The sequence below is a fragment of the Burkholderia humptydooensis genome (assembly GCF_001513745.1).
Classification (GTDB): Bacteria; Pseudomonadota; Gammaproteobacteria; order Burkholderiales; family Burkholderiaceae; genus Burkholderia; species Burkholderia humptydooensis.
In genome coordinates, this window is record NZ_CP013381.1 from 189,749 (window position 1) to 215,489 (window position 25,741).

The window sequence follows — 25,741 nt, forward strand, 5'->3', positions numbered from 1 at the left end:
GTTCCGCAGCTTGCAAGCCCACCACACTCGTCCAACGTATACAATAAATATACTGAAAAATCCATCCGCGAGACATATGACAGCGCCCGCACCGTTCCATTCCGAAAAACTTGGCGAACTCGCCTACCAGACGTTGCGCCGCATGATCCTCGACAAAGCGCTCAGAAGCGGCGGCCCGGTCGTCGAAGGACGCCTCGCCGAGGAACTGAACATCTCGCGCACGCCGATGCGTGAAGCGCTCCTCCGCCTTGAAGGCGAAGGCCTGCTGGTTCGCTCTGGTGCGCGTTCATACTCGGTACGCCTCGTCAGCGCGCAGGAATACTTTCAGGCAATGAAGGTGCGAGAACTCCTAGAGTCCGAGGCAGTCGCACTCGCCATCGGCAAGATCGACAAAAAGCAGATTCACCAGCTTGTCAAGAAAATCAAGTCTCTCAGCAGCGGCCAGCAGGAACAGGCACATTGGGAAGTCGACGACCAGGTGCATACGCTGATGGCCCGCGCGAGCGGCAACGATGTACTGGCGCGAACGATCGAACTCGTTCGAACCAACAGTCGGCTATTCGAATTGGTTACGCCCTTTAATCGCATCGAGGACGATCGCGCCGAACACCTCGCGATTCTCGAAGCCTATCTGGCGGACGACGCACAGGCAGCGCGCGCCGCCGTGCGTACCCATCTTCAGAATCTCCGCCGCTACGTGCTCGAGCGTCTGGCCGAAGGTACCTATGGCTGATTCAACTCGTGCGTCGGACTCCCGAGTAAGTCCTGCAGCGCCAACGCGACCGTTTTCGTCGCGATGCGCAGGTCCTCGATTGCCACGCGCTCGTCGGCGCGGTGGCCGTTCGCCTCGAGCAGCGTACGCGGGCCCGCCCCGTAAATGACCGTCGGAACACCTGCTTCGCAATACAGGCGTGCATCCGTATAGAGCGGCACGCCTTCCGTCGGGATATCCTGACCGAACACCTCCTTGGCCGCCCGCTGGAGTGCAGCAGACAAGCGCTCTGCGCCATCGATGGCGCGCAGCGGCGACGTCACCAGAACTTCGCGAATCTCCACGCCAATGCCGGGCCAACCGGTGACTGCCGTGCCGATCAGTGTCTTCAGGTCGCTCACCACGTCGTGAGGCGATTCCTCCGGGATGACGCGCCGATCGAGCCGGAACGTTACGTTGTCCGGCACCACGTTCGTATTGATACCCCCTTCGATCAGGCCGACGACGAGCGTCGGATGCAAGATGCCCGGCGTCGTCGAGCGGATCTCGCGCAGCGTGTCCCGGTGAGCGTAGAGCACACCGAGCACAGCCGTGGCCGCCTCGAGCGCGTCATGCCCCGTATCGGGCCGTGCGGCGTGCGCCGACTTGCCGCGCACCGTCACCTCCAGATGCACCGCACCGTTATGTGCGGTCGTGATCGAATACGAGAAGCCCGCACAGATCGCATAGTCGGGCTTCACGATGCCCTGCTTCAAGAGCCATGCGGGACCGACGATGCCGCCGGTCTCCTCGTCGTATGTAAAATGAAGTTCGATTGTACCGGCCAGCGGCACGCCGCTATCGATCAGCGCCTTGAGCGCGAACGCATAGGTCGCGAAATCGGATTTCGATACGGCGGCGCCGCGGCCGATCATCCAGCCGTCCCGGATTTCGGCACCGTACGGATCCGCAGTCCATCCATCGCCCGGTGGAACGACATCGCCATGCGCGTTCAGCGCCACAACCGGGCCGTCGCCGAAACGATGGCGAATGACGAGATTGGTCGCGCTGACCATACCGGCCGCCATTACCTCAGGCGCGGGCACCGAATGCCGCTCGACGGTGAAGCCCAGTGTCTCCAACCAGTCGGTTGCCATGTCCGCATGTGCGGCGCAGTCGCCGGGCGGGTTGTCTGACGGCTTACGCACAAGTGCGGCGAGAAAATCGACCTGTGTTGCGAAATTTCGATCGATCGTGTCGAGCAGCGCCGCTGAAAGCAACTTTGCATCCATTTGGGATTCCTTGAATGGCAGTGAGCTACCGCGCCGCTGCACCAACGGTGCACGACGCGAACATGATTTCCGGTGCCGAACCGGCTCAATGGCGCAGAATCTTTCCCACGAACTCTCGCGTCCGTGATTCTTGCGGGGCATCGAAAATTGCTTGCGGCGATCCGGACTCAACGACCTGTCCGCCAGCCATGAACACGACTTTCGACGATACCTGCCGAACAAAGCTCATCTCGTGCGACACGATCACCATCGTAATGCCGTCCCGCGCCAGCTCGAGAATCGTATCGAGCACCTCGTTGACGAGTTCGGGGTCGAGTGCGGCAGTCACCTCGTCGAGTAGCAGCAGCTTGGGTTTCAGCGCCAGCGCACGGGCGATCGCGACGCGCTGCTGCTGACCGCCGGATAACTCGTCCGGATACGCATGCAGTCGGTGAGCCAGACCGACACGCGTAAGCAGCGCCGTAGCCTCCCGTTCCACCTGCTCGCTCGGCCTGCCGCGAATCTTCGTCGGCGTGATCATCACGTTCTCGAGCGCGGTCATGTTCTGAAACAGGTTGTATTGCTGGAACACGATTGCGACATCTGTACGCAACGCACGCACGCGCTCGCGGCTGGTGTAATCGATCTCGCGACCATCGAGCAGCACGCTGCCCTGCGCAAGCGGCAGTAACCCGAGCAGCACGCGCAACAATGTGCTCTTGCCCGATCCGGACGGACCGATCAGGCTGACGACCTCGCCTTTCTCGATAGAAAGGTTGATGCTTTCGAGGACGGTATGCGGGCCATACGACGCTTTCAGATCAACGATTTCGAGTTGCGGCAAGGCTCTTCTCCAGATGCTTTCCAAAACGCGACAGCGGGTAAGACATGACGAAATACAGCAGCAGAATCGCGCCGTAGACGAGGCCGGCGGAAAATCCCTTGTCGTTGAGCACCTTTCCGGCGGACGTCAGCTCCATCACGCCGATCTGCGAGGCCAGCGCGGTATCCTTGATGAACATGACGAAAAAACCGAACGTCGGCGGCACGATCACCCGCCAAGCCTGTGGCACAACCACATACCGCAGCATTTTCAAGTAACCGAAATTCAATGTGACGGCCGCCTCGCGCTGATTGGGATGAACGGATTCGAGCCCGCTTCGAACGATTTCGCCCAGATATGCCGACGCAATCAGGCTTACGCTGACGAGCGCGACCGCAAATGTCGACAGCTTTGCGCCGCTTGACTGGCTCGCAAAGAACACAAGCATCAATTTGACGAGGAACGGTATACGCCGAAACACGACGCAATACGCGAATAGCAGCGCCCGAACCGGCGCCAGTGCGCGGGTACGCGTCACCCGGACCACGGCGACGGCGAACCCGATGGCAAAGCCTGCGGCACACCCGACGGCGGAGAGCACGAGGGTCGCAACGAAACCTTGTACCAGCAGCGCGGCGTTGTAGTAGGAGAACAGATGGCGCAGTTCCGACGCGGCAGTATCGACCATCAAAACACCTTTATCTTCGCTCGGCAGGCATATCGCCCAAATGCCGCGAGCGCGAACGTCGCAATCAACGTGATCGCGATGTACATCACCGCCGCCACACTAAACGCCTCGATGGACAGATACGTCTGCGAACTGAGATTGAACGTCCGCCCGGTCAGTTCCTCGACACCGAACACCGATGCCATCGAGGTACCGAGCGTCATCATGATGAACTGGTTCGACAACGGCGGAAACATGACTTTCAACACATGCGGAAAGATGACGTAACGCACAATCTGCGAGGTCGAAAACCCGAGCACCTCTGCCGCCTCTATCTCTGCTCGACGCACCGACGCGAAACCGGCGCGCTGGATTTCGCACAGGTAGGCGCCTGCGTTGAAGGTCGCGCCGATCAGTACCGCCGAAAACGGGCTCAGCGTCACGCCGACTTCCGGCAGCGCGAAGAACAGGAAGAATATCTGGACGAGCTGTGGCGTGTTGGTCGCGAACATGACGTAGGCGGCGACAACTCGCCGTAGCGATGCCGGCCCGTAATGCACAATGGACGCGCACACGACGCCAATCAGCATGCCGAACACGAACGCGAGCATGGCGATCTGCAGGCTCAACCATGCACCTGCGAGCAGATACGGCCACTGTTCGAGGATCGGGGCGAACTGAAGTGTCATCGTCGTCACTTTTCGGCGGTCATAGGCGCCGTAGTCGGATCGTGCAGCATCGGGCCGCCAAACCAGCGCTTCCAGCTGGCCGCAACGAAGCCTGTTTTATGTAGTGTGGCGATTTCCTTGTTCAAACGTTCGGTCAGCGCGGTATTGCCCTTTCGGATACCGATGCAATCGTAGTCGACCTCGATCGGTGAATCGACGACTCGCCATTTCGTCGGATAGTTCTTCGTATAGCTCAGCATGAAATCGAGCACGTCGATCAGCGCATCGGCACGCCCCTGCGCAATCGCGCGCACCGCGTCCGGGTAGTTGTCGAGCAGCAGTAATTGCGCCTTGGGCAACTGCTCCTGGATCAGCTTCACCGGCGTCGTGCCGCGAACCTGCACCAGCCTGACCGAGGGATCGTTCAGTTGCGTGTAGTCCTTGAACGTGGTGGCCTGCGTCGTCAGGACGCCCAGCACTTCGGTATTCACCGGATCGGTGAAATCGATCACCTTCAAACGGTCCGGGTTGCGGGTCATGCCGCCCATCACCGCATCGATCTTGTCGGCCATCAGGAACGGCACGCGATCGGCCGATCCGACGGGAACGATCTCGAGCTTCACACTGAGCGCATCGGCCAGCTTGCGGGCAACGCTGACATCGAAGCCGTCGATCGTATTCTTCGCGTCGTACAAACCGAGCGGCGGCAAATTCGGATTGATACCGAACACGATCTTCTTTGATTCGAGGATTTCTTGCAGTGAACGCGCGTGGGCCGGGGACGCGCCGATCAGCGCGACAGCGGCGAGGCCGGCGGCAAGAAGACGGCTCAGGATGATCGGAGGCTGCATGGAAAGCTCCTAACGATACGGGTCGGGTTGCAAAGATTCGGGCTGAAAACGCTCGCCTCGAAGCACGATTTTTTTGGCCATTTTGCGTATACGAATCGTATACGTTAGTATCAAATCATCGCCCAAAATTGTTGTCAAGCAACGCTGTGCAACCGGAGAACGTCATGCGAAACGAGATCGCGGATCAGGCTGCCACGGTCGAATTCTTCTTCGACGAACGAAAGTTCACTGCCCGCGCGGGTGAATGCGTCGCGGCGGCCCTGTTCGCCGCCGGCGTCAAGACGCTTCGCAAGAGTCCCCGCCTGTTTCAGCCGCGCGGCATGTTCTGCTTGATGGGGTCTTGTCAGGAATGCCTCGTCATGGTCAACGGCGAACGCTTGCTCGCTTGCCGCACGACGGTGACGGCGGCACTGCGCGTTCGGTCAGTTCCGGAGGTCTGCGTCCATGACTGATTTCGATCTGGTCGTGCTGGGCGGTGGACCGGCTGGTGCAAACGCGGCGCTTGCCGCAGCCGGGGAAGGATTGAAAGTGGCGCTGTTCGACGAGAATCGTGCGATTGGCGGACAGGTCTATCGAGCGCCCGTCGATCCGCGGCCGGTCGACGGCGACGCGGAGCGCGAGAATGGCGACGCATTGCGAACAGCCGTCGAAACGAGCGACGTGTCCGTCTTCACCGATCATGCGGTGTGGTCGATCGGCGGCAACTACCGCATCGACGCAGTCGGGCCGCGCGGCCTGGTTCAATGCAACGCGCGCGCACTCGTCGTCGCAACCGGCACGACGGAACGCGTCGTGCCTTTCGACGGCTGGACGACGCCGGGTGTCATCGGTCTTGCCGCCGCAACCATCCTGCTGAAATCGCAGCACCGGCTGCCCGGGCGAACGACGCTCGTTGCGGGATGTGGGCCGCTGCTCGCCGCCGTCGCGGCGAAAACGATCATGAAAGGCGGCCAGGTCGTCGGGATAGCCGATCTGGCGGGACATGCGGACTGGTTGCGCACGCTACCGTCGATGTCGGCGCGCCTCAACCTGTTGCGCCAAGGTTTCGACTGGTGGCGTGTCATCCGGCGTGCCGGTGTACCGATTCACTCGCGTCATACCATCGTGCGCGTCGAGCCGCACGGCGAGCGCCTGCTCGCCACGCTGGCTCGATGCGATGCCGCCGGGCGTCCGATCGACAGCGCGCACACGACGGTTATCGCCGACTGTGTTGCGGTCGGCCACGGCCTCACGCCTTCCACCGATGTGACGCGCCTGCTCGGCGCGTCGCACCGCTATTCCCGCGATGCCGGAGGTTGGACTGCCAGTGCCGACGATGACGGCCGGACATCCCGGTCCGGCCTCTACGTCGCGGGCGACGCGGCCGGGATCGCCGGTGCGGCAGCGGCCGCCATTCACGGAAAACTCGCAGGCAACGCCTGCGCGCTCGACTTGTCGGCGCCCGATGTCGCGCGCGTGACCGAACGGATCGACAGTTTGCGCCATGCATATCGGAAGGCGGCACGGGCCGGTCATGCCATGGCCCGTCTGATGGCCCTGCGGCCGGGCCAGGTGGACGCGATTGCGGCAGATACGATCATCTGTCGTTGCGAAGACGTACGACGCAGCGAGATCGACGCCGCGATCGATGCCGGTGCACTCGACATCAATCAGTTGAAGGCCTGGACACGCTGCGGCATGGGACCGTGCCAGGGGCGTACCTGCGGCGACATTGCAGGCGAATTGCTTGCGCGCCGTGCGGAGGTCGGAACACGCGAAGCAGCCGGCTGCCTGACCGCGCGCGCGCCGTTGCGGCTCGTTCCCATCGGAGCGCTCACCGGGACGTTTTGCTATGACGATATTCCGATTCCGCAGGCTGCACCGCTATGAAAGCGAAACCCCATCGGATCTCCGGTCATTACGACACTGCCGTGGTCGGCGGCGGCGTCATGGGATGCACGACCGCCTTGTTTCTGGCCCGCGCCGGGATGCGCGTCGTGCTGCTGGAACGGGATGCGCTGTGTCGAGCTGCGTCGGGCGTAAACGCCGGCACGCTGACGCTGCACATGACGCGAGCCGCTCTCGTTCCATATGCCCTCCGCGCATGGGACATGTGGATGCATGCCGACACCTGGCTCGGCGGCGGCGTACTCGCGACGCCCGCCGCGGGACTGTCGCTCGCGTTCACCGATGCCGAATGCGCGCTGCTGAGGAAGCGGGCCGATGCGCGCCGTCAATACGGCGCTGCAATCGATCTGATATCCGCCGCTGACGCATGCCGGATCGAGCCCGGGCTCAATCCCGCCGTACGCGAAGCGGCATTCTGTGCTACCGACGGCTTCGCAACTGCCTATCTGACGGGGCGCGCCTATCACGCAACGTTGCGCGAAGCGGGGGTCGAGATTCTGGAGCATACGCCCGTCACGCATATTGACCGCGCGAATGGCCGCTATCGCCTGCACGGCCCGGATAGTGCCGTGTCCGTTGAGGCGACGCGTCTCGTGATGGCAGGCGGCGTATGGCTGGAACCACTCCTCGCGTTGCTCGACATTCACATTCCGGTCAAGACGCTCGTCAATCAATTGATCGTCACCGAGCGGATGCCGCCGGTGATGCGCTCGGTTTTGAGCATCGCAAACGGGCTCCTCTCACTCAAGCAATTCGCGAACGGCACCGTCCTGATCGGCGGTGGCTGGCAAGGCATCGGCGACCGCACGCGTGGCGCAGTCGAGGCCTTGCCGCAGAACCTGATCGGCAACCTGCGTCTCGCGCAGCACGTCATTCCGGCTCTCGAGCACGCGCGCGTCGCAAGAATCTGGCTCGGCCTCGAGGCGGAAACCGCGGACGCGATGCCGATGATCGGCGCGCTACCCGGGCACGACGATGCCTGGGTAATCGGTTGTGTGCATTCCGGCTATACGAGCGGCCCCTATATGGGCAAGTTGCTGGCCGATGCGATGCTTGGCCGGACACTCGAAATGCCGCTCTTCGACCCCGCGCGGCTGATCGCATCAACGGGTACGCCCACCCTGACCTCACCGGAAGCCACCGCATGATTCCCTCGACACCGCACCCGTTTCACGGCGTGTACGCCGCCACGCTATGCCCGCTCGACGCGCACGGTCGCACGCTCGACGAAACCGCGCTCGCCCGCCATCTCGACGATGTCACGTCGGTGCGCGGCATCGTCGGCCTCCTCGTCAACGGGCACGCCGGCGAAAACCATGTACTTTCCCGCGATGAAAAACGACGCGTCGTCGAAATCGCGCATGCAGTTTGCGGCGATCGTTCGATCATCGTCGCGGGCGTCAACGCGGAGGACAGCTACGAAGCGCAACGCCATGCTGACGATGCCAAACTCGCAGGCGCCGATGCGCTGCTCTTGTTCCCCCCATTCTCCTGGGCGCTGTCCACCGATCGTGACATCGTCCTCGCTCACCACCGCATCGCGAACGCCACTGCGCGGCTGCCGATGATCCTTTATCAGGCAGGCGTCAGTACCGGTGCAATGGCGTATCCGCCCGATACGCTCGCCGCGCTCGCCGCTCTGCCGGACGTCGTTGCCGTCAAGGAGGGTAGCTGGGAAACCAGTGCATACGAAGCGAATCGGAGGCTCCTGCGGGAGGTCGCGCCGCACGTCGCCGTGATGGCCTCCGGCGACGAGCATCTGTTCACATGCTTTGCCCTAGGAACGGAGGGCAGTCTCGTCAGTCTCGCGGCGCTCGTTCCGGAGCAGATCGTTGCGCTCTATCGCGCGGTGGCGGAAGGTCGGCTCGCCGACGCGCAGCGCATGCACTCGATGCTCTATCCGCTCGCCAAGGCGATCTACGGCACCGCGCCCGGCTCGCGCGCCACCGCGCGGCTCAAGGCGTGCCTTCACCTGGCCGGCAAGTTTCCACATCCGACGGCACGCCCGCCAGTCACATCGTTGTCCGCCGACGAAATTTTCCGTCTCGAAGCCGCCCTCGCCCTTGCCCTCGAACCAGACCGGAGTTCCACATGACGCACGCCACACCCCGTACCCTCATCAAGGGCGGTCGCCTGATCACGGCGGTCGACGACTACGTCGCCGACCTCATCGTCGAGGGGGAACGCATCGCGTGCATCGGTCACGCGCTCGAAGTCGGCCCGGACACCCACGTGATCGATGCCAGCGGCTTGCTCGTGTTTCCCGGCGGGGTCGACTGCCATACTCACATGGAAAACACCTTCGGCACGTCGACCACTTGCGACAATTTCGCATCCGGCACGCGATCGGCCGCGTTTGGCGGCACGACCACGATCGTCGACTTCGCGCTGCAGACGCCCGGCACGAGCCCGCTTGAAGCGATCGCGCGCGCTGGGGCAAAAGCGTCGTCCGCTGCCAATATCGACTATGGCTTCCATGTCATCGTCACGCAAGTCGACGAGCAAGTTCTGGCAGACATGCGTGACGCGATCCGGCATGAAGGTGTGTCGAGCTTCAAGATGTTCATGGCCTACCCCGGGACCGTGATGTCCGATGATGCGGCGATCTTCCAGGCCATGCGCATGGTCGGCCAGCATGGCGGGATGATCGCGCTCCACGCGGAAAACGGCACTGTGATCGATCTGCTGATCCGCGAAGCGATCGCTCAGGGTCACACTTCGCCCCGTTATCACGCACTGACTCGTCCGGCCATCATGGAGGGCGAAGCGACCCACCGCGGCATCAAGCTGGCCGAGCTCGCGGAGGCGCCCGTCTACTTCGTGCATCTTTCTGCCAAGGAAGCCCTCAAGCACGTGATCGAAGCGCGCGACCTGGGCATTCCGGTCTTCGCTGAAACCTGCCCGCACTATCTGTTCTTCGACGAGTCCGTTTATGCCGACGAGAGTTTCGATCTGGCCCGCTACGTGATGAGTCCGCCACTGCGTTCAAAGGAAGCGCAGCATGCGCTCTGGACGGCGCTCAGGACCGACGACCTGCAATTGATCTCCACCGACCATTGCCCTTACTGCATGAAGGAAGGCCATCGCGGAAACTTCAATCAGAAACCGCTCGGCGCGAGCGATTTCTCCAAGATTCCGAACGGCGTTCCGGGCGTCGAGACAAGGATGACGGTCGTCTACGACGGCGGCGTGTGCAGCGGCATGATTTCACTGAACCGGTTTGTCGAATTGATGTCAACTGCTCCGGCGAAACTATTCGGCCTGTTTCCAAGGAAAGGTACGCTCGCGATCGGCAGTGACGCGGATATCGTGTTGTTCGATCCTGACGAACGACATACGATCAGCGCGCACACACAGCACAGCGACTGTGATTTCACACTGTTCGAAGGGCGTCAAGTGACAGGGCGTGTCAAGAAAGTGATGCTGCGTGGACAATGGCTTGTCGACAATGGCGAGTGGGTCGGCCCGACGGGACGCGGACTGTTTGTCGCGCGGGGCGAGCTCGGCGCGCTCGGATGACCACGACATGCCGACGTACGAGTATGCATGCCCCGGCTGCGGTGTATTTGACGCGCGCCGCACGGTCTCCGAACGAGATATTCCTGCGTGCTGCCCGCGATGCGGGGAACATGCGCCGCGTGTCAGACTCACGCTCCCGTCGACATTCCGGTCGAATCACGACGCTACGCATGAGGGCGACAGCGGTGCATATCTAAAGCCTCGATTCGATTGCCCCTGCTGCGAGCCGTAGCCTTCGACCATTTTCACATCGCTCCCCCTTGGCGAAGCGGTTGATCAAACTCGAAAGCGTGACCGCATACAATTGTTCGATCAGATCGGGAACAGACGTGAACAGATCGCCGACGAGGCCATAATCGGCCACGCTGAAGATCGGCGCTTCCGGATCCTTGTTGATCGCGACGATCACCTTCGAATCCTTCATCCCCGCCAGGTGCTGGATCGCGCCCGAGATGCCCACCGCGATGTACAACTGCGGCGCGACGATCTTGCCCGTCTGGCCCACCTGATAGTCGTTCGGCACGTAGCCCGCGTCCACCGCCGCGCGCGACGCGCCCAGCGCCGCCTGCAGCTTGTCCGCCAGCGGCTCCAGCACCTTCGTGTAGTTCTCGCCGCTGCCGAGGCCCCGGCCGCCCGACACGATGATGCTCGCGCTCGTCAGCTCCGGACGATCGAGCTTCGTCACTTCGCGGCTCACGAACTGCGAGATGCCCGCGTCCGCCGCCGCGTCGATCTTCTCGACCGACGCGCTGCCGCCTTCCGCCGCGACCGGATCGAAGCCCGTCGCGCGCACCGTGATCACCTTGATCGGATCACCCGACTGCACCGTCGCGATCGCGTTGCCCGCGTAGATCGGGCGCTCGAACGTGTCGGCCGAATCGACCGCCGTGATGTCCGAGATCTGCGCGACGTCCAGCTTCGCCGCGATCCGCGGCACGATGTTCTTGCCGTAGGCCGTTGCCGGCGCGAGGATGTGCGAATAGTCCTTCGCGACGTTCAGCGCGGTCGCCTCGACGTTTTCCGCGAGACCGTCCGCGAGCTGCGGCGCGTCGGCCAGCAGCACCTTCGATACGCCCGCGATCTTCGCCGCCGCGGCCGCCGCGCCCTGCGCGTCGTGGCCCGCGACCAGCACGTGAATGTCGCCGCCGATCTTCGTTGCCGCGGCCACCGTGTTCAGCGTGGCTGCCTTGATCGACGCGTTGTCATGTTCCGCAATCACCAGAATCGTCATCTCTTTGCGCTCCCCTTACAGCACCTTGGCTTCGGTCTTCAGCTTCTCGACCAGCGTCTTCACGTCCGCGACCTTCACACCCGCCGCGCGCTTCGGCGGCTCCACCACCTTCAGCGTCTTCAGACGCGGCGCGACATCCACGCCCAGGTCTTCCGGCTTCACCGTCTCCAGCGGCTTCTTCTTCGCCTTCATGATGTTCGGCAGCGTCACGTAGCGCGGCTCGTTCAGGCGCAAGTCCGTCGTCACCACCGCCGGCAGCGTCAGCGACAGCGTTTCCGCGCCGCCGTCCACTTCGCGCGCGACGGTAGCCTTGCCGTCGGCTACCGTCACCTTCGACGCGAACGTCGCCTGCGGCAGGTTCGCGAGCGCGGCGAGCATCTGGCCCGTCTGGTTCGAATCGTCGTCGATCGCCTGCTTGCCGAGGATCACGAGCTGCGGCTGCTCCTTGTCGACCAGCGCCTTCAGGATCTTCGCGACGGAAAGCGGCTGCACCTCGTCGTTCGATTCGACGAGAATCGCGCGGTCCGCGCCGATCGCGAGCGCCGTGCGAAGCGTTTCCTGAGCCTGCGCGACGCCCACCGACACCGCGATCACCTCGGTCGCCACGCCCGCTTCCTTCAGGCGCACCGCTTCTTCAACGGCGATCTCGTCGAACGGGTTCATCGACATCTTCACGTTCGCGATATCGACGCCCGTGCCATCCGACTTCACGCGGACCTTCACGTTATAGTCGACCACTCTTTTTACTGGTGCCAGAATTCTCATATATTCCCAGATACAAAAGACCGGAGAACCCGGTCATATGACCATTTTCGGATGCTCAGCCGCTCTTGCGGAAACCAGTCAAAACTCGCGAGCAGGCAATCTGCCAGCTCGGGAACGAAAGGCTCATGCGCTGGGTAGAACTTTGCCAGGATTAAGAATTCTGTTCGGATCCAACGCTGCCTTGATGGCAATCATGGCAGCTAATTCTTCGGGAGTGCGGGACACACCAAGAAAGTCCCGTTTGAGCAATCCGATACCGTGTTCTGCGGATATCGATCCTCGATACGGCCTCAGCATTTCATAGACGAAGCTGTACACATCGTGATGCGTGACGTCGGGCACAGAATGCCCGTCAACTGTCAGGTGGAGATTCGAATCGCCAATATGACCAAAAAAATATGACGCGTTCTTGGGCCACTTCTCGTTCAGAGCTGCACGACAACGGTCGACGAATTCGCCGATGGCTCCTGTCGGCAGGCTGACATCAAAGTTGATCGGGTCCAGATGGACCGGGAATTCCGCCGTGCATTCCCGTATTGCCCACAGAGCCTGCGCATCGGCAACCGACTGCGCAACCACGGCATCTTTGATCACTTCGTTTTCGAGCAGGCCGAAGAGGAATTCCGAGAACCGTTCCCCATGATCCTCACGGTCGAGACTCGTATGCTCGATTAACGCATAGAGCGGCCACGATTGCGCGAATGGAGAGCGCCCACCGTCCACCAAGGAGGCACCGAAATCAAAAAAATCAGACCACATGAGTTCGAACACGCCGACTTCGTTGCCGAAACGACCGGTCATTTTCCGCAGGAGCGATACCGCTTGATTATAGGAATCGAACGCTACCATCGCGGTGTGCCGGACTACACATTGCGGGCGCAATCTCAGTACCGCGCGCGTGATAACGCCGAGCGTACCTTCCGAGCCGATAAACAGATGCTTGAGGTCATAGCCGGTGTTGTTCTTGATCATCTTGTTCATCGAACTCAGAATCGCGCCGTTGGCAAGTACGACTTCGAGTCCAAGAACCTGATCGCGCGCGTTACCAGACTGGATCACGCGATTACCGCCGGCGTTTGTCGCAATGTTGCCGCCAATCTGACAGGAACCACGCGCCCCAAGGTCAAGTGCAAGTTCGAAACCAGCGCTGGCGGCGGCCTCCTGTGCGGTTTGCAGAGTAGTGCCGGCAAGCACGGTCATTGTCGCGGAGGCGGCATCGATTTCCTCGACACCGGCCATACGTTCGAGTGACATTGCAATGTCCGCGCTGCAAGGAACGGCCCCGCCAGATAGCCCTGTCATGCCGCCCTGCGGGACAACGGATTGCCGCGCGTCATTACAGATGGCCATTGCGCGCGACACTTCATCTGTGGTGCGAGGCAACAGCAATGCGGCGGGACGAGCAGGCTCGTGCCGCGTCCAGTCCGTTGTAAAGCGATCGTTGATTTCGGCGCCAACCCGAACAGCGTCAGCTCCCAAGGCATCGCGCAAGGATGTGATAACGAAATTTCGGACCTCAGTCATGCTTCGATTCTCCGGGTACTGCACGCAGATGGGGATACGCCCGAGCGACGGCCATCAGCTGGGGGCCACGCAAGTGCGGATGGAGTCGGGTAATGCTCGTCTGTAATAGCGACGGGCCGCAGATGTTGCGGACTCGATTGGTTGAGGGCCAACGTTCGAAATGCTCTGCTATTCATGTTTGCACTTCGTTGTCAAGGTTGCAATGGATTGCTGGGTTCTCGCCGACGTTTTTGATTCAACGCGGGCGGGTATTGGCATGTGGACTGGATTGCCACGGAAACTCGCTGTCGCGAAACGCCCTAGCGAGTCACTCCATGCCGCTCTTTCGGGACGGCACGACGAGATCCGCCACTCGGATCAGCGTTGCGCCGACCGGCACGTGATGGCGTGCCGTCATGCTCAGCGTCCGAGCATCGGCAGCTTCAGGCCCGCTTCCTTCGCGGTGCGCTGCGCGAGCTCGTAGCCGGCGTCCGCGTGACGCATCACGCCCGTGGCCGGATCGTTGAACAGCACGCGGCCGAGGCGCTCGTGCGCGGCATCGGTGCCATCGGCGACGATCACGACGCCCGCATGCTGCGAGAAGCCCATGCCGACGCCGCCGCCGTGATGCAGCGACACCCACGACGCACCGCCCGCCGTGTTCAGCAGCGCGTTCAGCAGCGGCCAGTCGCTCACGGCATCCGAGCCGTCCTTCATCGCCTCCGTCTCGCGGTTCGGGCTCGCGACCGAGCCGGTGTCGAGGTGGTCGCGGCCGATCACGACCGGCGCCTTCAGCTCGCCGTTCCTCACCATCTCGTTGAACGCCTGGCCGAGGCGATAGCGATCCTTCACGCCGACCCAGCAGATCCGCGCGGGCAGCCCCTGGAACGCGATCCGCTCGCGCGCCATGTCGAGCCAGTTGTGCAGGTGCGCATCGTCGGGGATCAGTTCCTTGACCTTCGCATCGGTCTTGTAGATGTCCTCCGGATCGCCCGACAGCGCGACCCAGCGGAACGGCCCCTTGCCTTCGCAAAACAGCGGCCGGATGTACGCGGGCACGAAGCCCGGGAAGTCGAACGCGTTCTCGACGCCCATTTCCAGCGCCATCTGGCGGATGTTGTTGCCGTAGTCGAGCGTCGCCGCGCCGCGCGCCTGCAGCGTCAGCATCGCGCGCACCTGCGCCGCCATCGACTGCTTCGCCGCGCGCACGATGCTCTGCGGATCGACCTTCTGCGCCTCGCGCCACTGCTCGACGCTCCAGCCCTGCGGCAGGTAGCCGTTGATCGGATCGTGCGCGCTCGTCTGGTCGGTCACGCAGTCCGGCGTGATGCCGCGCGCGACGATCTCCGCGAACACGTCGGCCGCGTTGCCGAGGAGGCCCACCGACACCGGCTTGCCCGCGCGCTTCGCCTCGTCGATCATCGCGAGCGCTTCATCGAGCGTCTTCGCCTTCCTGTCGACGTAGCGCGTCTTCAGGCGGAAGTCGATCCGCGATTCGTCGCACTCGACCGCGATCATCGAGAAGCCCGCCATCGTCGCCGCGAGCGGCTGCGCGCCGCCCATGCCGCCGAGCCCGCCCGTCAGGATCCAGCGGCCCGCCGGATCGCCGTTGAAGTGCTGGTTCGCGACCGCGAAGAACGTCTCGTAGGTGCCCTGCACGATCCCCTGGCTGCCGATGTAGATCCAGCTACCCGCCGTCATCTGGCCGTACATCATCAGGCCCTTGCGGTCGAGCTCGTTGAAGTGGTCCCACGTCGCCCAGTGCGGCACGAGGTTCGAGTTCGCGATCAGCACGCGCGGCGCGTTCTCGTGCGTGCGGAACACCCCGACCGGCTTGCCCGATTGCACGAGCAGCGTCTCGTCGCCGTTCAGGTCTTTCAGCGACGCGAGGATCTGGTCGAAGCAGTCCCAGTTGCACGCCGCGCGGCCGATGCCGCCGTAGACGACGAGCGCGTGCGGATGCTCGGCGACCTCCGGATCGAGATTGTTCTGGATCATCCGGTACGCGGCCTCGGCGAGCCAGTTCTTGCAGGTCTTCTCGCTGCCGCGCGGCGCGCGGATCGTACGAGTTGGGTCGAAACGCGGGTCAATATGTTTCCGATTGTTCATGTCGACTCTTAATCAAGTTGGTTTCATCGGGCAGACGCATGTTTAGCAATTCGTATCCCTAAATACGCATCGTTGATGTAGCGCAGGATGAGTGATCGTCAAATCAATTGGCTTCTCGTGTCGACTTCTCGACGCAACCGACCGTCAGTTCATCGACGAATGGCTGGGGAGCTTGTTTGCCACTGATTCCGGCGGCTCGATATGCGCTACCCATGACTTCATCGCGGCGATATCGTCTGCGAAATAGCGATCCTTATCGTAGAAGGCTACGTCCTTGCGGATCTCACCGATTACGTGCTCGAGCGCTTCGCTCGAACGAAGTGGCCGATGAAAATCGATACCCTGCGCGGCCGCCATCGCTTCGATGCCGACCACAACGGCCGTGTTTTCTGCCATCTCGCCAAGGCGACGGGCGGCGAACGTCGCCATCGAAACGTGATCTTCCTGGTTGGCCGAAGTCGGCAGGCTATCGACGCTTGCCGGGTGCGCGAGCGACTTGTTTTCGGACGCGAGTGCAGCAGCGGTCACTTGGGCGATCATGAAGCCCGAGTGCAGCCCGCCGTCGCTTACGAGGAAAGGTGGCAAGCCCGATAAATTGGCATCGAGCAACAAAGCAAGGCGCCGCTCGGACAGCGCGCCGATCTCGGAGATTGCAACGGCGATGCTGTCCGCCGCCAATGCGACCGGCTCCGCGTGGAAATTGCCGCCAGACAGGACTTCACCCTGATCGGCGAATACCAGCGGATTGTCCGAGGCCGCGTTGGCCTCGATGCGCAGCACTTCGGCTGCGTGACGCAGGCTGTCGAGGCATGCCCCCATGACCTGCGGTTGGCACCGGATTGAATAAGGGTCCTGCACGCGACCGCAGTCACGATGCGATGCGACGATCGGGCTGGCTTCGAGCAAGCTCCGGTACGCCGCGGCAACGTCGATCTGCCCCCGCTGTCCGCGCGCTGCGTGAATACGCGCATCGAACGGCGCGAGCGACCCCTTGATGGCTTCGAGCGACAGAGAACCCGCGAGCACCGCGGCCGCGAAGATGTCTTCTGCGGCAAACAGGCCGATCAGTGCGAGCGCCGTCGAGACCTGCGTACCGTTCAGGAACGCCAGTCCCTCCTTAGGTCCGAGCTGCAGCGGCTCGACGCCGGCGTGCCGGAGCGCCTCAGCCGCAGTCACGCGTTCGCCGTTGATGCGAGCGTCGCCGACACCGATCAGCGTCGACGTCATATGGGCGAGCGGCGCCAAGTCGCCGGATGCCCCGACCGATCCCTTAGCCGGGATGCACGGGCAAACCCCTGCGTTGATCAGACGCACCAGCGCTTGAATGGCCTCCGGGCGGACGCCAGAATGGCCGCGTGCAAGACTAATTGCCTTTAGCACCATGATCAGGCGTACCGTGTTGTCTTCGAGCAGCGGGCCGGTGCCGACACTGTGCGACAGCACGAGGTTGCGCTGGAGTTCAGCGAGTTTGTCGGACGGGATGACAGTCTGCGCCATCTTTCCGAACCCGGTATTGATGCCATATACCACCGCGCCGCGCGCGATGACGTCGTCGACAACTTCGTGGCTGCGTGCGGCGCTGGCAAGCGCGCGCGAATCGATTTCAATGCGCACGGGCTTACGCGCGATCTTGCGTAACTGGTCAAGTCCTACTTCGCCGGGGATCAGGGTAATCGGATGGTCGATGGAGGTCATAATGGTCAGCTTCAAAAGGCGATGAACGGAGTATGGCTAAGATCAGCCCTGCCGCCGGGTCGCAGCGGGGGTGAAGCGGCAGCCCAGCCGGTACCGGGAACCAGGATGAATGAAGCGCGCGAAGGTGACCGCCTTGCCGTTGGTCCAGGTACGGCGCACGAGCGTCAGACACGGCTCTCCCTCAGCGATTTCGAGCAGAGTGGCCTCGGTCGCCGTTACGAGTCCCGCGTCGACGACGTGCTCGACTTCGCCCAAGGGCACCGTGCTGTACAGGTACTCGGAAGGCCGGATGGTGTTGAAGTCCTGTGCGAGAAAATCCGGTGCGGCGGCTGGATTCACATAGCGGTCTTCGAGTTGCACCGGTAGTCCGTTTTCGCGGTGAACACAGATCACGTGGAACACTGAGGCGCCCGGACCGAGTCCGAGTGCGCTCGACACCTGGACGGAAGCGGTTTCCCGCGTCTGCAGGAGGATCGAAAAAGTGTATTCATGGCCGCGTGAACGGATTTCGTCGCCGATATGGGCGATCGTCAGCAGGGTTGACTGGGGCCTGGCCTCGGCGACGAACGTGCCGACACCCGATAGCCGTGTCAGCACGCCGTCGTCGCTCAACTCGCGCAAGGCTCGATTGATTGTCATCCGCGACACACCGAGCATGTCTACGAGACTCAGCTCCGACGGGATGCGGTCGCCGGCCTGCCACGCACCGGAATCGATACTGTCGAGGACGTACGCCTTGACCTGCTCGTAGCGAGCCAACGACGATGAGTTAGGGGCCGAAACTGACTTTCCATGCTGTCCGGTCGAGATAGGATCGCGTTCAGCGGTTTTCAACGCAGACTCCTCGTGTTGGCATCGTCTCGCACGCGTGCAAGCGCGTCGACAAACATGTCGTTGTCGTTGATGCTGCCTATTGATACACGCAGACAGCGATCGTACGCCGACTCGCGCCACGGCTTGACGATTACGCCTTCCGACAGCAGCCGTTGCGACAGCGCGGCGGCGTCCTCATGGGCATCGAAGAACAGGAAATTTGCATAGGAGCGCGCCGGCGCATAGCCGAGCGCGACCAGTGATGCACGCATCCGCTCTCGCTCCCTGCCAACGTGCTCGACACTCGTCGCGACGTGCCCGACGTCCGACAGCGCCGCTATCGCCGCGCACTGCGCAAGGTGATTGATGTTGAACGGGGTGCGTACCCGGTTCAGCAACTCGGCAAGTCGCGTATCCGACGCGATCCCGTAGCCGATTCGCATCCCCGCGAGTCCGTACGCTTTCGAGAACGTACGCAGCACGAGCCACGGCAGCCCGGATTGGGCAAGCAAAACCAGACAATCTGCGTAATCAGGGGCGACGCGCGCATATTCGTAGTAGGCCTCGTCCCACAGCACGAGGGTGCCAGGTGACACGCAGGACAGCAGTCGCCGAATCTGCCCACCGTTCATTGCGCAGCCGACGGGATTCGACGGATTGCTGACGATTAGCATCCGGATGCGCGGCGTCAGCGCCGCGCAAAGCGCCTCGACGTCGAACTCGAAATCGCGCATCGGAACGGTCTTGACTGTGGCTCCGACGCTTTTCGGGCAGATGACGTGCAGGCCGAACGACGGCGCGACAGTGACGACTTCATCACCAGGCGCGAGAAATGCGTGCGCGGCTACTGACAGCAGGTCTTCCGAGCCGTTGCCGAAGCAGAGCTGTCCTCCGTTGATTGCGAGTTGTGCGGCCAGCGCGGCACGCAATATGTTGCACGCCGGATCGGGATACACGCTGACGCCGTCGGCCAGTGCCTGCGCCAGTGCATCGCCGACACGGGCGCTCGCACCGAACGGATTCTCGTTGCTGGCGAGTTTGGCGACGTGCGTCACGCCGAAGTGCTCGCGGACATAGTCGGCCGACAACCCCGCGTTGTAGACAGGTAGCGCGCGCACTTCGGAGCGGGTGGCGTCGATGAACATTTCGGTCGGTGTCATGCAGAATCCTTGTCGTTGTTTTGTGTCCAGAACGCGTTGCGGTCGAAGTAGTTCTGCAGGAACTGGCGCAGCCGGGGCTGCGTAGTGTCGTGAAAAACATCATCCGGCGAGCCCTGAACGGCGATGCGGCCCTGGTCGATGAACACGACCTTGTTGGCGACCTGCGCGGCGAATCCCATTTCATGCGTAACCACGACCATCGTCATGCCTTCGCGGGCAAGCTGCTTCATGACCTGCAGGACTTCTCCGACGAGTTCAGGATCGAGTGCTGACGTCGGCTCATCGAACAGCATGATGTGCGGCTCCATCGCCAATGCCCGAGCTATCGCGACGCGCTGCTGCTGACCGCCCGAGAGCTTCGACGGATGCGCGTCGGCCTTGTGAGCGAGCCCGACAGTCTCCAGCATCGCCATACCACGCCGGCGCGATTCGTCGCGCGACAGGCCGCGCACGCGCTGCAACGCCTCGGTGACGTTGCCGAGCGCGGTCATGTGCGGCCACAGGTTGAACTGTTGGAACACCATGCCGACGTTGCGCCGTACCCGGTTGATCTCTGCCAGCGACGCGCGCTCGCGTCGACCGTTGCGGATCGAATAGCCGAGCAATTCGCCTTCGATCCGCACCTCCCCGCGGTCGTAGTTTTCGAGCGCGGCAAGGCAGCGCAGTAGCGTGCTCTTGCCGGACCCGGACGGCCCGATAATGCAGGCTACTTCTGATTTCCTGATCTCCAGGTCGACACCGCACAGCACTTCGACCTCGCCGAACCTCTTCCCGAGTTCGCGAACCTCGATAAGCGGTGCAGCGTCTGAGGCAGACAGCGCATGGGCGGAAGATGCGGTGATATCGGTTAGAACGTTCATCTGACTTGAGTCCTCGAATGGGCGCATCAACGGGCGAGACGAGTTTCGACCCAGGCGCCGGCGCGTGACGTGAATTCGACCAGCGCGAGATAGCAGACGCACAGGACGAGCAGTGTTTCCACGAAAGCGAACGTTTCGGAGCCGATGCCGGTCAGCACGAACGTGAGCTCGGGCACGGTGACGATGGACAGGACGGCAGTTTCCTTGCTCAGCACGATCGTCAGGTTGGTGAGTGCGGGCACGATCAGCACGAGCATCTGAGGTAGTTGCACGCGCCACACCGTCTGCCAGCGGGACAGTCCGAGACACTGAGCCGCCTCGAGGTGTCCGGGCGGGATCGAGCGAAATCCGGAGCGGAAAGCTTCGGCAAAGTAGGCCCCTCCATAGAGGCCGAGGCCGAGAACGCCGGCGGTGACAGGGCCGAGTGTGAGTCCCAGTGCGGGGCCCCCGTAGTACAGGATGAAGAGCTGTACAAGGAACGGGGTGCTCCTGAAGCACTCGATATAGGCGCGCAACACGCCGCGGATCCAGCGATTGCTGAAGAGTTGGAGTACGGCAACGACGAAGCCGATCGCGATGCCGATCGCCACGCCGGCGGTCCAGGTGCCGATGGTGACGCCAAAGCCGGAGAGGATGGGATGCAGGTTCTGCGTAATGACGGCAGGGTCGAACTGTTTCATTGCGTGACCTCAGGCGTGCAGTCGATGTTCGGCCAGATGAGCGAAAGCCGCGAGCGTGCCGTTGATCACGAAGTAGATCAGGCCAGCGGCCAGGTAGGCTTCGAGCGGCCGGTAGGTGCTGGCGGCGATGTTCTGCGCAGTGCGGGTGACTTCGGCGACGCCGACAACCGAGATCAACGACGAGGCCTTGATGAGCAGCACCATTTCGTTCGCGAGCGACGGCAGTGTGAGTCGTGTTGCCTGCGGTACTTTAATACGCCAGAGCGTGGCGAACGCGCGCATGCCAAGCATTCGCGCGGCCTCAATGTGCCCGTATGGGACGCTCAGGAATCCGCCCCGCAGAATCTCCGCAACGTACGCAGCGGAGCATAGCGACACGGCGCTGACTGCTGCGACGAGCGGTGGCACATTGATGCCCACGAACGGCAGCAGGTAGTACACGAGCAGAAGTTGTACGAGCAGCGGCACTCCGCGGAACACAAATACGTACGCGGCTCCGATTGCACTTATCGAGCGATTTGGGGATAACCGCGAGGCACAAACGGCAAGGCCGATGAAGAAGCCGAAGACAAGCCCGGCCAGCGAGACGCCCACTGTAGTGAGGGCTGCCTTCCCGAGGAGCGGCATGGATTGCATGAAGGTGGTCAGGTCGAACATGGCAAATGGCGTCTGAAAGATCATGCCGCCGGACGGGTATGCGTGCGGGCAGCCGGGAGCTACCCGCGCACGGACCCCGGTGGTGTCGGGTTCAATAACTTGGGGTCGGCAGCGTGGACGGCATGTCCATCGCGACGCCAAGCCACTTCTTCTGCAACGCAGCGAGACGTCCGTCGGCCTGAATCTTAACGAGGGCGGCGTCGAACGCGTCGAGGAGTGACTTGCTGCTCGCATCCTTGCGCATGCAATACGCGTAGTAGACCTTCGCGCCGAACGACGGCTGCACCACGGAGAACACGCCCGGTCGCTGCTTCGCGACATAGGCGATGTTCGTTACCGAATTCGCGACAGCCACGATGCGGCCAGTGGCCAGATCTGCATATGCCTGGTTATTGTCCACGTACTCGCGGATTTCAGGCGGCTTCGGCAGTGTCGCTGCATAGCTCTTCAGTTGGTCTAACTGTGCTGAACCCTTTTGTGCGCCGACCGTCTTGCCACCAATATCCGATGATTGCCTGATCGACGCGTCGCCGGTGCGTTTGAGCAGAGCATCGGTTGCATCGGCGATCGGCAGCGTATACGCGTAACGATCCATGCGTGCCTTCGTCACAGTCAGGGGGCCGCCGACCATGTCGAACTTGCCCGCTTCGAGGCCGGGCAGCACGCTTGCCCACGGCAGGTCGATGAAGCGTACCTTTACACGCAGTTCGTTGCCGACCTCAGCGAACAGATCCTTGTTGAATCCTGCCTGCTGACCGTTTTCCAGGAAGTCGAACGGGGCGAACTGCATTTCGGTGCCGACAACCAGCTCACCGGCTTTCCTGACCTTTGCCAGTTCGTCTTCGGCGAAGGCGGACACACTTGCCGCACCCAAGGCCAATGCCAACACATATCGTTTCCAACCAGTGACACGCTTCATCGAATTTCTCCAGAGGGAATGAATGGATTGGCGGGATCGTGGCCCTCAGCCCCACCACTGCGTCTCTCGGTCTATACATGTTGGGCGCAGTATATACAGCCAATTTTAGGGAGGTGGTGGCTTTTTTGCATCGTTTACCCGTGGTTGTACGGTAGTTTTTTGGAGTGGTATATACCGCGCCGTTCTGGGGCCTCCAACCTGCGGGATGGGTATGCGGCCTTGTTGTCTTGATATTTCCGGAACTGTCCTGCGTTCGCGGGATGGTGAATGAGGGTCGGCCGGTAATGGTGGTTATGCTCTGCAGAGCAGTGCGACACGTGTCGCCGTCAGCCGCGCGTCAAGCGGCATGTAGTTGTCGGTAAAGCTCGCTTGTGCCTTGTCACGCACAGCTTGACGTGCCGTGACCTGCTGTACGACCAGCAGTTGCCTACTTGGACAGGCGCGGTGGGTAACTACCGGGTCTGAAGCTCCAAGGACAATGTACTCGTCCAAAGACGCCACGACTCGGTGACGATGTGTGGTGACGCTGCGAGCCGCAATGCGGCGTGGAGGCTAGGCAAGTTCCGCATGCGCAACGGATGTGAGGCGAATCAACAATGTGATGCTTGCGAAGGGCTCGCGCAGTTGGCGAGACCGGCGTCAGTGCGACGCTTAATGCTGTGCTCGAGCGCAGTGCGATGAAAGTCACATGCTGCGTTCTTCGGGATCCTTATAGATGGGGTGTTGAATCCAAACCAGTAGTTCGAAGTTCATCCTGCGCTCGCGAACGCTGTTTGTTAGACGATAACTGTAGCTCACCCGTGCAACAACCGCGACGACTGGCAGCATTCTCCTGCCAGCCGGCGGTCGGACCTACATATGCCAACGGCAGACAGCGATCAATGCCGCTAATGGGAGTTAGCGGCATTGCGTTTAATGCGTGAAAACCCCATAGGGCCGGAATCTACCTTGCTTTCGGCCTTTCCGAATACGTATAATACATATTCAGTGTATCAGGAGGCCATCATGCCCACCATCACCGCCACCGATCTGGCGCGCCACACCCGCCAGATCCTCGACCAGGTCGCCCGGCACGGTGAGACCATCGTGGTCGAACGCAACCAGACCGTGATCGCGCGCCTGGTGCCCGCCGAACCCGCCATGAACGCCGCGCAGGCGCTCGCCGGTCTGCCGATGATCGGCGCCGAGGACGCGGCTCGCTGGCTGCATGACAGCCGCACCGGTTTCGAAGACGGAGTGCGAGACCCGTGGGCGTGATCATCGACAGCTGCGTATGGGTGGGGCTCGCTGGAGGGATGGTGGCGCCGCGTGCTGTGATCGACGCAGCCGGCGACGCACCGGTGTTCATCTCGACGATCTCGCTCGGCGAACTGGCGTTCGGTGTGCAGTCCTGCGCGGATGCGGCCGAGCGCGCGCGACGCGCCGCGCACCTGCGCCAGCTCGAGCGGCGGCCCGTGCTCGACGTCACGCGTCACACCGCGGCCGCGTTCGGCGTGCTGGCAGCCGCCGTCAAGCAGACGGGCCGCTCGCCGCGCCCGCGCTACAACGATCTGTGGATCGCCGCGCAGGCGATCGAGCACGGTTACGTGCTGATGACGCTGAATGTGGCGGATTTCGCGGACCTGCCGGGACTGAGCGTGGTCGTCCCGACGAGCGCCGGCGTCAGTTAGCTGAACGAAACGCCTTTGCCAGGAGCGACGATGAAAACGGTCGACGAACTGCTGATGGATGCGCCTGACGATCAGGTCACGCGCTGCCAGCTCGCCTGGAAAGCGGTGGCCGCCGACGTGCGCGCCCTGGCCGATGCGTGCGCCGCCAGGATCGGCACCGCCTAACCGCCTCGATACCGGAGATCACGATGAACACCCAAACCGAAGCGATCGCCCAGGTGGACGCCCAGCTGAGCACCGCCGGCCTCGATACGTACACTGGCGTGCTCGACGCGTTGCCGTCAGCCGCGCGACCGTCGGTTACACACCACTGTGAACCTGTTGCTCTTGCTGCACTTCAAGCGCCCTGATCTGCTTGAGAACGAGTGCCAGTCGTTCAAGATCGCGTTCTATCTCGCCGCGCATCCCCGGCTCCTTTACACCGCCCCGCGACACCTTCCAGTATCTAAGAGACGGTTTCATAAAGACTGCTGGGCTCGCCGCAGGGTATTCCAGCAGATCAGGCAGCAGCCGAGTTTGAGGAACGCTTCGTGAATGTCGGCGCGACGTTCAAAGCGAATACGTAGACGGCGGAAATGATGCAGCCAAGCATGAGTACGTTCGACGACCCAACGGACTTTTCCAAGGCCACTACCGTGCGGCTGACCGCGCCGCGCGATGCTGGTGGGGATGTTGCGCTCGTGAAGGATGCGTCGGTATTTGTCGTGGTCGTAACCACGGTCGGCGTAGACGCGGGCAGGACGGCTCAGAGGCCGTCCACGCACGCCGCCGATCGGCACAATGGCCTCGATCAGCGGAACCAGTTGGGTGACGTCGTTACGATTGGCGCCGGTCAGGATTGCCGCGATCGGCGTTCCGTTGGCGTCGGTGGCGATGTGGTGCTTCGACCCGGGTCGAGCTCGATCGGTGGGGTTCGGGCCAGTTTTTCGCCCGCCCCAACCGCACGAATCGACGATGAGTCGACGACCACACGGGAGAAGTCGATCTTCTCGGCTGCTCGCAGTTTCGCCAGCAGCACCGCGTGCAGTCGATCCCACACACCGGCTTGCTGCCAATCGCGCAGCCTGCGCCAACAACTTACGCCTGAGCCGCATCCCATTTCGGACGGTAAGTCGCGCCAACGAATGCCCGTCTTCAGCACAAAAAGGATGCCCGTCAAAGCCGCACGGTCCGCTACCGGCTTGCGACCGGGGTACTTGAAGCGGCGCGGCTTTGGCGGAGGTAGCAGTGGTTCGACCAGTGCCCACAGTTCGTCATCAATGATTGGCTTACCCATCTCCTTGGCCCGTCTGTCACGACGGC

At 62.3% G+C, this 25,741-nt stretch carries 27 protein-coding genes and 1 pseudogene; 11 read left to right on the forward strand and 17 right to left on the reverse strand.

What is annotated here, in order from left to right; translation table 11 throughout:
• The first annotated feature begins 76 nt into the window (after positions 1-76).
• A complete protein-coding gene (locus AQ610_RS19120) occupies positions 77-733 on the forward strand; it encodes a GntR family transcriptional regulator (protein ID WP_006029623.1) in 657 nt (218 codons plus the stop codon).
• On the opposite strand, the gene AQ610_RS19125 is transcribed toward AQ610_RS19120, so the two are convergent.
• The 5 genes from AQ610_RS19125 to AQ610_RS19145 all read right to left on the reverse strand — a co-directional run bounded on the left by AQ610_RS19125 (position 724) and on the right by AQ610_RS19145 (position 4,971).
• On the reverse strand, positions 724-1,983 hold the full coding sequence (locus tag AQ610_RS19125) for a M20/M25/M40 family metallo-hydrolase (RefSeq protein WP_006029624.1): 1,260 nt from the start codon (positions 1,981-1,983) through the stop codon (positions 724-726). The genes AQ610_RS19120 and AQ610_RS19125 overlap by 10 nt on opposite strands.
• Positions 1,984-2,068: 85 nt before the next feature.
• A complete protein-coding gene (locus tag AQ610_RS19130; RefSeq protein ID WP_006029625.1) occupies positions 2,069-2,806 on the reverse strand; it encodes an amino acid ABC transporter ATP-binding protein in 738 nt (245 codons plus the stop codon).
• Positions 2,784-3,473, reverse strand: a complete 690-nt coding sequence (locus AQ610_RS19135) for an amino acid ABC transporter permease (RefSeq protein ID WP_009916994.1) — start codon at positions 3,471-3,473, stop codon at positions 2,784-2,786. Before AQ610_RS19135 ends, AQ610_RS19130 begins: the two co-directional genes overlap by 23 nt.
• Positions 3,473-4,141 carry an amino acid ABC transporter permease gene (locus AQ610_RS19140; RefSeq protein WP_043283381.1) on the reverse strand — a complete coding sequence of 223 codons (669 nt, stop codon included), beginning with the start codon at positions 4,139-4,141 and terminating at the stop codon, positions 3,473-3,475. The genes AQ610_RS19135 and AQ610_RS19140 overlap by 1 nt, the downstream gene beginning before the upstream one ends.
• Positions 4,142-4,146: 5 nt before the next feature.
• A complete protein-coding gene (locus AQ610_RS19145; protein ID WP_006029628.1) occupies positions 4,147-4,971 on the reverse strand; it encodes a transporter substrate-binding domain-containing protein in 825 nt (274 codons plus the stop codon).
• Between the two features lie 164 nt (positions 4,972-5,135).
• On the opposite strand from AQ610_RS19145, the gene AQ610_RS19150 reads away from it, so the two are divergent.
• The 6 genes from AQ610_RS19150 to AQ610_RS34135 are packed head-to-tail and all read left to right on the forward strand — an operon-like array spanning position 5,136 to position 10,609.
• Positions 5,136-5,423 carry a (2Fe-2S)-binding protein gene (locus AQ610_RS19150; RefSeq protein ID WP_006029629.1) on the forward strand — a complete coding sequence of 96 codons (288 nt, stop codon included), beginning with the start codon at positions 5,136-5,138 and terminating at the stop codon, positions 5,421-5,423.
• On the forward strand, positions 5,416-6,840 hold the full coding sequence (locus AQ610_RS19155; RefSeq protein ID WP_043283358.1) for an FAD/NAD(P)-dependent oxidoreductase: 1,425 nt from the start codon (positions 5,416-5,418) through the stop codon (positions 6,838-6,840). Before AQ610_RS19150 ends, AQ610_RS19155 begins: the two co-directional genes overlap by 8 nt.
• Complete coding sequence (locus AQ610_RS19160) at positions 6,837-8,006, forward strand: NAD(P)/FAD-dependent oxidoreductase (RefSeq protein WP_043283359.1); 1,170 nt, start codon at positions 6,837-6,839, stop codon at positions 8,004-8,006. The genes AQ610_RS19155 and AQ610_RS19160 overlap by 4 nt, the downstream gene beginning before the upstream one ends.
• Positions 8,003-8,953 (forward strand): dihydrodipicolinate synthase family protein, encoded by a 951-nt coding sequence (locus AQ610_RS19165; RefSeq protein WP_009916996.1) that lies wholly within the window; start codon positions 8,003-8,005, stop codon positions 8,951-8,953. Before AQ610_RS19160 ends, AQ610_RS19165 begins: the two co-directional genes overlap by 4 nt.
• Positions 8,950-10,377 (forward strand): dihydropyrimidinase, encoded by a 1,428-nt coding sequence (gene hydA, locus AQ610_RS19170; protein WP_006029633.1) that lies wholly within the window; start codon positions 8,950-8,952, stop codon positions 10,375-10,377. Before AQ610_RS19165 ends, hydA begins: the two co-directional genes overlap by 4 nt.
• 7 nt (positions 10,378-10,384) lie before the next feature.
• Positions 10,385-10,609 (forward strand): FmdB family zinc ribbon protein, encoded by a 225-nt coding sequence (locus AQ610_RS34135; RefSeq protein ID WP_009916997.1) that lies wholly within the window; start codon positions 10,385-10,387, stop codon positions 10,607-10,609.
• 69 nt (positions 10,610-10,678) lie between these two features.
• On the opposite strand, the pseudogene AQ610_RS19175 reads toward AQ610_RS34135, so the two are convergent.
• The 11 genes and pseudogenes from AQ610_RS19175 to AQ610_RS19225 form a co-directional block, all read right to left on the reverse strand.
• Positions 10,679-11,608: pseudogene (locus AQ610_RS19175) on the reverse strand (electron transfer flavoprotein subunit alpha/FixB family protein); the annotation flags it as partial.
• Positions 11,609-11,623: 15 nt separating this feature from the next.
• Entirely contained in the window at positions 11,624-12,373 is a 750-nt protein-coding gene (locus AQ610_RS19180) for an electron transfer flavoprotein subunit beta/FixA family protein (protein WP_045554681.1), read from the reverse strand.
• A gap of 123 nt (positions 12,374-12,496) precedes the next feature.
• Positions 12,497-13,897 (reverse strand): FAD-binding oxidoreductase, encoded by a 1,401-nt coding sequence (locus AQ610_RS19185; protein WP_006029635.1) that lies wholly within the window; start codon positions 13,895-13,897, stop codon positions 12,497-12,499.
• Positions 13,898-14,296: 399 nt separating this feature from the next.
• On the reverse strand, positions 14,297-15,985 hold the full coding sequence (hutU, locus tag AQ610_RS19190; protein WP_045554680.1) for a urocanate hydratase: 1,689 nt from the start codon (positions 15,983-15,985) through the stop codon (positions 14,297-14,299).
• A gap of 144 nt (positions 15,986-16,129) precedes the next feature.
• Positions 16,130-17,680, reverse strand: coding sequence for a histidine ammonia-lyase (hutH, locus tag AQ610_RS19195; RefSeq protein WP_009916457.1), 1,551 nt, complete (start codon positions 17,678-17,680; stop codon positions 16,130-16,132).
• A gap of 42 nt (positions 17,681-17,722) precedes the next feature.
• On the reverse strand, positions 17,723-18,514 hold the full coding sequence (hutC, locus tag AQ610_RS19200; RefSeq protein WP_374189339.1) for a histidine utilization transcriptional repressor HutC: 792 nt from the start codon (positions 18,512-18,514) through the stop codon (positions 17,723-17,725).
• On the reverse strand, positions 18,511-19,653 hold the full coding sequence (gene hisC / locus AQ610_RS19205) for a histidinol-phosphate transaminase (protein WP_006029639.1): 1,143 nt from the start codon (positions 19,651-19,653) through the stop codon (positions 18,511-18,513). Before hisC ends, hutC begins: the two co-directional genes overlap by 4 nt.
• The gene (locus AQ610_RS19210) at positions 19,650-20,513 is read right to left on the reverse strand and encodes an amino acid ABC transporter ATP-binding protein (protein ID WP_043283363.1); all 864 of its coding nucleotides are present in this window, start codon (positions 20,511-20,513) and stop codon (positions 19,650-19,652) included. The genes hisC and AQ610_RS19210 overlap by 4 nt, the downstream gene beginning before the upstream one ends.
• Positions 20,514-20,539: 26 nt before the next feature.
• Positions 20,540-21,193 (reverse strand): amino acid ABC transporter permease, encoded by a 654-nt coding sequence (locus tag AQ610_RS19215; protein ID WP_009916459.1) that lies wholly within the window; start codon positions 21,191-21,193, stop codon positions 20,540-20,542.
• A gap of 9 nt (positions 21,194-21,202) precedes the next feature.
• The gene (locus AQ610_RS19220; protein WP_043283364.1) at positions 21,203-21,850 is read right to left on the reverse strand and encodes an amino acid ABC transporter permease; all 648 of its coding nucleotides are present in this window, start codon (positions 21,848-21,850) and stop codon (positions 21,203-21,205) included.
• A 91-nt stretch (positions 21,851-21,941) separates the two neighbouring features.
• Complete coding sequence (locus tag AQ610_RS19225; RefSeq protein ID WP_043283365.1) at positions 21,942-22,769, reverse strand: transporter substrate-binding domain-containing protein; 828 nt, start codon at positions 22,767-22,769, stop codon at positions 21,942-21,944.
• 1,005 nt (positions 22,770-23,774) lie between these two features.
• Between AQ610_RS19225 and AQ610_RS19230 the strand changes: the two genes are divergently transcribed.
• The 4 genes from AQ610_RS19230 to AQ610_RS36225 are packed head-to-tail and all read left to right on the forward strand — an operon-like array spanning position 23,775 to position 24,789.
• A complete protein-coding gene (locus AQ610_RS19230) occupies positions 23,775-24,026 on the forward strand; it encodes a type II toxin-antitoxin system Phd/YefM family antitoxin (protein ID WP_038740916.1) in 252 nt (83 codons plus the stop codon).
• On the forward strand, positions 24,017-24,439 hold the full coding sequence (locus AQ610_RS19235) for a type II toxin-antitoxin system VapC family toxin (RefSeq protein WP_043283366.1): 423 nt from the start codon (positions 24,017-24,019) through the stop codon (positions 24,437-24,439). The genes AQ610_RS19230 and AQ610_RS19235 overlap by 10 nt, the downstream gene beginning before the upstream one ends.
• 30 nt (positions 24,440-24,469) lie before the next feature.
• A complete protein-coding gene (locus AQ610_RS37940) occupies positions 24,470-24,604 on the forward strand; it encodes a hypothetical protein (protein ID WP_006029646.1) in 135 nt (44 codons plus the stop codon).
• Positions 24,605-24,627: 23 nt separating this feature from the next.
• Positions 24,628-24,789, forward strand: coding sequence for a hypothetical protein (locus AQ610_RS36225; protein ID WP_156436730.1), 162 nt, complete (start codon positions 24,628-24,630; stop codon positions 24,787-24,789).
• A gap of 108 nt (positions 24,790-24,897) precedes the next feature.
• Here AQ610_RS36225 and AQ610_RS34140 read toward each other — a convergent pair.
• A protein-coding gene (locus AQ610_RS34140; RefSeq protein WP_085954769.1) for an IS5 family transposase occupies positions 24,898-25,715 on the reverse strand; the annotation gives its coding sequence in 2 pieces (ribosomal slippage) (positions 24,898-25,367 and positions 25,367-25,715; 819 coding nt in all).
• Between the last annotated feature and the right edge of the window lie 26 nt (positions 25,716-25,741).